Source organism: Rhodococcus sp. EPR-134, assembly GCF_001647205.1.
Taxonomy (GTDB): Bacteria; Actinomycetota; Actinomycetes; order Mycobacteriales; family Mycobacteriaceae; genus Rhodococcus_F; species Rhodococcus_F qingshengii.
In genome coordinates this window covers 1-6,661 of the sequence record NZ_LVCT01000375.1, presented here as the reverse complement: position 1 = coordinate 6,661, position 6,661 = coordinate 1, and the positions used below count along the sequence as shown (strand labels likewise).

The window sequence follows — 6,661 nt, the reverse complement described above, 5'->3', positions numbered from 1 at the left end:
CTGGAGTTCTCGCCGTCCCGGCGTTCGAACCTTGGCGGCGGCCGCGACGATCGGAGCGGCGGTTGCCCTCGTGCTTCCGGCGACTGCGTCTGCTGCCCCCGGCATCGAAGAAAGTGTGCAAGGAAGCATCGACAGTGGCAGCGCCACGATCAACGGAAGCGTCGGCGATATCGGGAACGACATCGCAAACGGCATCGCCAGCGGCAGCGTGGGTGACATCGTCGGCGGGATCGCCACTGGGAACCTCAACGACGTCCTCGGCGGCCTGAACGCCGGCTCGACCAGCGCGATGGACATCGTCAACGGCCTGGCCAGTGGCAACGTCAGGGACATTCTCAGTGGCCTGGCCAGCGGCAGCGGCGGCGGCGGATCATTTGCGCCCACGCAGCGCTGCGACGCCTCGACCGTCTCGGGCGGCGCAGGAATCACCAGCACCAAGCACGAACTCGGCCGCGGTGGCCCGACCTCGTTCGTGCTCGGCTACGAGACCGAAAACGTCCCGGACCTGATCGAGGTGTACTACGAAGGTCGGTTGATCCACAGCACCGGATACATCGGCGACAACATCAACGAGGGAACTGGTTCAGCTGTCGTCAACGTGCCCGCCGGTGGGGCGTCGTCCGTTCTGGTTCGCGTCACGGGCCCTGACCACACCGAGTGGTCGTACACCGTTCGTTGCCCCGGCGCCTGATTCCGGTCCGGATCCACGCGAAGACGCTCGTGCCTCGTTCGGTGTTTCATCCGAACGAGGCACGCGCGGGTTCAGCCCAGAATCTCCGGTAGCGCGACATCTTCGCCGAGAACGTGCTCGGAGAGGAACGCGGTGACCACCTCGTACCAGATCTTGGTGTGCTGCGGCTTGAGCACCCAATGATTCTCGTCGGGGAAGTAGAGGAAGCGATGGTCCGTTTTCCCGTCGTCGTCGGCGGGCAGACCTGACTCGGCAAGCAGTTCGTACCAGAGTCGCAAGCCCTCACCGATCGGAACCCGGTAGTCCTTGTCGCCATGGATGACCAGCATCGGAGTCGTGATGTCCGCGACGTACAGATGCGGCGAATTCTCGACGGCCATCTCAGGCGACATCTCGCGCTGCCAGTACCAGGCAGCGTCCGTCGTCGGGCCGAATTGATCGAGTGCCCACAGACTCGCGTGGGTGACGATGGCGTCGAAACGGTTGGTATGTCCGGCAATCCAGTTGGCCATGTAACCACCGAACGAACCACCCATCGCGCCTGTTCGCTTGGGGTCGATCTCGGGCTGGGCGACAGCAGCATCGGTGATCGCCATCAGATCGGTGAAGGGCGCCTTGCCCCACTGACCCCACCCCCGCTGGACGAAGTCCTGGCCGTATCCGGTCGAGAGCGCGGGATCTGGTAGCAGTACTGCATAGCCCTTGGCGACGAGCAGCCACGGATTCCACCGCCAGGACCAGGTGTTCCACGAACCGAGTGGGCCGCCGTGGACCCAGAGAAGCAATGGCACCGGTGCATGCGGCGCGGCGCCCGTCGGCAGCGCCAACCAGCTACGCACCGTCGAACCGTCCTCGGCACGCGCGGTGATCTCGGTCAGTGTTCCCGGCAGCTCCGGCAAAGTGTCGGGCCCACGAAGTGCGGTGATCTCACCTGATCGCAGATCGACCCGCACCACGTGCGGGGGCGCTTCGTACGAGGCTCGCAACGCGTAGATCGACTCACCGTCCGGCGCCACTCGAACGTCGGTGTACGCCGCGTCGTCAGCTGTCAGGCGCACTGGTTGGCCCCACAGGTCGATGGTGAAGATCGGACCGCGGCCGCCGTCGTCAGCGGTGACGACCAGCCCGGATCCGTCGGGTAGCCAGGCAAGTGAGGTAGGCCAGCGATCCCAGCCGTCGGCGACGCCGGTCACGGCACCGGATCCGAAGTCGTAGAGCTGCAGAGTCATTCGTGGTGCGGACTCCGGTGTGGTGAGTGTCTCCCGGATGAACGCGAGCTTGGTTCCGTCCGGCGAGAGCACCGGGTTGTAGACGTCCGCGTCGGCCTCGTCGACAAGCGTGACTCGGTCACCGGTCACCGTGTCGATCCGAACCAACGTCGATCGGCGGGCGGCACTCGCATCGCCGACAGTCCACGTGGTCACGACGAAGAGACCGTCGTCGGAAATCGTGGTCGACGTCTCCCGCAGCGCTGTGCCTGCCGTCGGTGTGATGTCCCGCAACTCGACGGATTCCTTCGAATCCGTCTCGGCCACAACCAGATGCGGATGATCGGGGCCCAGGTCGTGGTCCCAGTGGCGCACCGGATAACCGGTGTGCAGCATCGCCGTGACTTTCTTGTCCTTGCGCGCCGATCGCACCTGATCGTCCTGGTCGAGGCTGATCGCCGAAGCCATGACCGACGTCTGGGCCACGAACGTCGGCGCCGCCTTCGCCGCTGATACCGACGAGACACCACCGGGACGCGAGATCAGCAGCTGAGCTTCTCCGCCCGCCGCTGGTAGGCGCCAGAGTGCTGGTTGCGGATCACTCTCGCCCGGCACGGCTCGCGTGGCAGTGAAGAGCACGTCGCCGTCGAACGCGAAGGCAGCACCGGACTCGCTGGTCGAACCCCAGGTCAACCGACGCGCAGGACGCCGGCCTTCCGGGTCGATCTCCCACAACGAGGACACGTATTCGGCGCTCTTGTCGTCGAGAACGGCGCGCGCGCAGATCAGCAGCGAGCCGTCAGGTGACAACACCAGGCCGGACAACCTGGCCAGAGCGATGTAGTCGTCGAGTTCGTCGAACGGTGTGCCTGCGTGGAGCTCGGGAATCTGGGTCACCACTAGTTCGTATCACGCGCCCCGCGGTTGACGCATCATTGCGTAGATCGTCGGCCCGCCGCCTGGCATGACGATGTCACGGGTCACTTCGAAACCGAAGCGGTTGTAGTACGGGATGTTCGATTCCTTGCTGCTCTCGAGGTAAGCGTCGACATGTTCACGGTCACAACGCTCCAACCGAGAGTTCAGGAGCGCTTTGCCGTATCCCCCACCGCGCGCCGCGCTGCCGGTCCCGACGGTCGCGAGATACCAGTGCGGCGAATTCGGGTGTGCTCCTTCGAGAACGGAGCTGACCTCGGCCGCGTGTCGTAGCCCCCTGCCGAAGACACGCACCATTGCGGGCAGGCTCACGAGCCCGGAAATCCACGACTGCTTCCACCGCCCCGGCGGATCCCACAGAGTTGCCCCGCCGATCAGGCCGTTGTCGTCGGTGGCCACCTCGACGCCGCCCCCGGCGAGGTGGTGGTAACGAGCTTCTGCGGCAAACAGTTTCGTCAGGCGATCAGCCCTGGTGGCCTCGTCCGGCAACATCCACGCCATCAAGGGATCATCTTCGAACGCCTCGGCCAACACTGCCGACAGTGCCGGAATATCGGATCGGACAGCCGGCCGTACGTGTACACCCATGAGGCGAGAGTACCGCCGACTGTCCGAATCACTGGACTTTGAACAGCGCTGTCCTTGAACCGATCAGACGAGCAAGCCCGCAATCCGCGGCGGAATCTGTTCGAGCGCGTACGGCAAGCTCAGTACGGTGCTCCACGTCATGGCTTCGGCAGCAGCGTCTTCCAGAATGATCGCGCGGCCGTCCTTCACGACGTCGAGTTCCTGGTAGATCGGGGTCTTGTCCAGCTCCGCGCGAAGCTTGTCGCCGTAGCCGCCACCCGCGTACCAGACGAGTACGTCGACGTCCGCGAGCGAGAGTTGCTCGGTGCTGATCTCGGCGAAGTTACCCGTGATCTGATCGGTGACAGGCGGATTCACGAATCCGAGTTCGGTGAAGAACCGCACCTTCGGGTCTTCCGGTCCGTAGACCCCGAACTGCCCCGGCCCCTTCAACGCGCCGACCAGAACGGTCTTGCCGGCAAACGCCGGATTGGCCGTCTTCACGTCGGCGAACTTCTGGTCGACGCCGGCGATCAGCTCGGTGGCCTTACCCTGCTGCCCCAACGCTTCGCCGATGATGGTCGTCTGGTTCTGCCAGGGGATTCCGTAATCCGCGAACTCCTTGGGCTGCGCCACCGTCGGCGCAATGGCACTGAGTTTGTCGTATTGCGCCTGAGTGAGCCCGGAGTAGGTGCCGACAATGAGGTCGGGTGTCGTGGCAGCGACCTTCTCCATCTGAATGGTGGTGCCCGCAGTTCCGATGATCTCGGGAGTCGCCCCGTTCAGCAGCGGCTGCGCCCAGGGCCACACTCCGTAGGGGTAATCGCCGTACCAGTCGAAGGTTCCGACCAAGGTCCCACCGAGCGCCAGGATCGCATCTTGATCGTTGTATCCGACACTGACGATCCGCTGCGGATCCTTGGGCAACTCCGTAGCCCCGAACTTGTGGGTGATCGATTCCGCAGAGTCACCGCTGGGAGGTGTGTCCTCGTCGTTCGAACTGGAGCAGGCTGCGGCGAATGCCAGCAACGCTCCCGACGTGCCGATCAGAAATCCGCGCCGGGTCAGCCGACCTGCGTCCGTTCGATCCATGTTCCTACCCCTTAAAGTCTGCTGGTTCGGTAGGTAAGGCTAGCCGATGAAAGCTTCATTCCGGCTAGTTCGACCGGCCCATTCGATGGCAGTACCGCGCCGTTCGGGCCACTATGGAGACATGACGCGCCAGGGCCCCTCGAAGGACATCGACGAATCGGATCTCGAAGTCACGCACCCCAAGGACTACGCCGCCGGAGTTCCGGCCGTTCTGGTGTCGCTGCAACGAGGAATCGAGCAGATGGGAGCCTTGCGGACCGCCCGAACGCTCACCAGACTCAACCAGCGACACGGCTTCGACTGCCCGGGGTGTGCGTGGCCGGAGACTCCCGGACATCGCAAGCCCGCCGAATTCTGCGAGAACGGAGCGAAGGCTGTTGCCGAGGAAGCAACGCTTCGCACCGTCACACCCGAATTCTTCGCGGAGCACTCGATCGCCGATCTCGAAGGCAAGACCGACTACTGGCTCGGACAGCAGGGGCGACTGACGCACCCGATGGTCCTGACGCCGGGAGCAACCCATTACCGGCCGATCGACTGGGACGGCGCGTACGCACTGATCGCCGAACATCTGAACGGCCTCGCATCGCCGGACGAAGCGGTGTTCTACACCTCCGGTCGCACGTCCAACGAAGCCGCGTTTCTCTACCAGTTGATGATTCGCAGCTACGGCACCAACAACATGCCCGACTGTTCCAACATGTGTCACGAGTCGTCCGGAAGCGCACTGACCGAATCCATCGGCATCGGCAAAGGCTCGGTGACGGTTCCCGACCTCGAGAACGCCGATCTCATCCTCATCGCCGGACAGAACCCCGGCACCAACCACCCTCGAATGCTCTCGACGCTGGAGAAGGCAAAGAGCAACGGCGCCAAGATCATTGCCATCAATCCTCTGCCCGAGGCGGGATTGCGCAGGTTCAAGGATCCACAGAAGGTGTCCGGCGTGATCGGGCACGGAGTCGACATCGCGGACGAGTTCCTGCAGATCCGGCTGGGCGGCGACATGGCGCTGTTCCAAGGCCTGGGGAAGCTGCTGCTCGAGCAGGAAGATCGCGCTCCCGGGACGGTCGTCGACCGCGCTTTCGTCGACCGGTACTGCGCCGGTTGGGACGAATACGAGAAGCACATCCGCGCGGTCGATCTCGACACGGTACTCGAGGCAACGGGTCTGTCGATGGCACAGCTCGAGGAAACGGCTGCCGCACTTGCCCGATCCGAGCGAACCGTCACCTGCTGGGCTATGGGGATCACTCAGCACACACACGGAGTCGCCACCATCGAAGAAGCAGTCAACCTGCTGCTCATGCGTGGAATGATGGGCAAACCCGGTGCCGGCGTTTGTCCGGTGCGAGGACACTCCAATGTCCAGGGTGACCGCACGATGGGCATCTGGGAAAAGATGCCGGAAGAGTTCCTGGCCGCGCTCGATACCGAGTTCTCGATCTCGAGTCCCCGCAAGCACGGATGGGACACCGTCGACGCGATCCGCGCCATGAACGCAGGCAAGGCAAGCTTCTTCATGGCGATGGGCGGCAACTTCATCCAGGCAAGCCCGGACACCGCAGCGACTGAAACAGCGTTGCGTCAATGCGAACTCACCGTGCAGGTGTCCACCAAGCTGAACCGCAGTCACGTGGTCCACGGGCAGACCGCGATCATCCTCCCCACCCTCGGACGCACCGACCTCGACGTCCAAGCCGGCGGAAAGCAGCTTGTCTCCGTGGAGGATTCGATGTCCATGGTGCACCTGTCGCGCGGACGCCTCACACCGGTCAGCCCCTACCTGCGTAGCGAAGTCGCCATCATCTGCCAACTCGCCCGCGAACTACTCGGCAACGATCACTCCGTCCGCTGGTCGGCCTTCGAGGGCAACTACGATCTGATCCGCGATTCCATCTCACGGGTAGTGCCAGGCTGCGAAAACTACAACTCCCGCGTTCGAGAGCCAGACGGATTCCAACTCCCCCACCCGCCGCGTGACTCGCGTGAGTTCCGCACGCACACCGGCAAAGCCAACTTCGGCGTGAACGACCTGCACTGGATACCCACTCCGAGTGGGCGCCTGATTCTGCAGACGATGCGCAGCCACGACCAGTACAACACCACGATCTACGGCCTCGACGACAGATACCGCGGCATCAAGGGCGGACGCAAAGTCATCCTC

At 63.8% G+C, this 6,661-nt stretch carries 5 protein-coding genes; 2 read left to right on the top strand and 3 right to left on the bottom strand.

The genetic code is table 11. The features are described from left to right. A partial coding sequence (locus A2J01_RS17070; protein ID WP_064113173.1) for a hypothetical protein occupies positions 1 to 691 on the top strand: 691 nt, incomplete at its 5' end. A gap of 71 nt (positions 692 to 762) precedes the next feature. Here A2J01_RS17070 and A2J01_RS17065 read toward each other — a convergent pair. The 3 genes from A2J01_RS17065 to A2J01_RS17055 form a co-directional block, all read right to left on the bottom strand. After that, positions 763 to 2,796, bottom strand: coding sequence for a S9 family peptidase (locus A2J01_RS17065; protein ID WP_064113172.1), 2,034 nt, complete (start codon positions 2,794 to 2,796; stop codon positions 763 to 765). A gap of 12 nt (positions 2,797 to 2,808) precedes the next feature. Then, positions 2,809 to 3,423, bottom strand: coding sequence for a GNAT family N-acetyltransferase (locus tag A2J01_RS17060; protein ID WP_030536638.1), 615 nt, complete (start codon positions 3,421 to 3,423; stop codon positions 2,809 to 2,811). 63 nt (positions 3,424 to 3,486) lie between these two features. Next, positions 3,487 to 4,494: an iron-siderophore ABC transporter substrate-binding protein gene (locus A2J01_RS17055; protein ID WP_030536639.1), complete on the bottom strand. Its 1,008-nt coding sequence runs from the start codon at positions 4,492 to 4,494 to the stop codon at positions 3,487 to 3,489. Positions 4,495 to 4,615: 121 nt separating this feature from the next. Between A2J01_RS17055 and A2J01_RS17050 the strand changes: the two genes are divergently transcribed. After that, positions 4,616 to 6,661, top strand: a 2,046-nt coding sequence (locus A2J01_RS17050) for an FdhF/YdeP family oxidoreductase (protein WP_197494244.1), incomplete at its 3' end; no start/stop codon positions are given.

Bases quoted from the DNA above. Each gene is read 5' to 3' on its own strand.
- A2J01_RS17060 (WP_030536638.1), bottom strand. From the start codon at position 3,423: ATGGGTGTACACGTACGGCCGGCTGTCCGATCCGATATTCCGGCACTG.
- A2J01_RS17055 (WP_030536639.1), bottom strand. From the start codon at position 4,494: ATGGATCGAACGGACGCAGGTCGGCTGACCCGGCGCGGATTTCTGATC.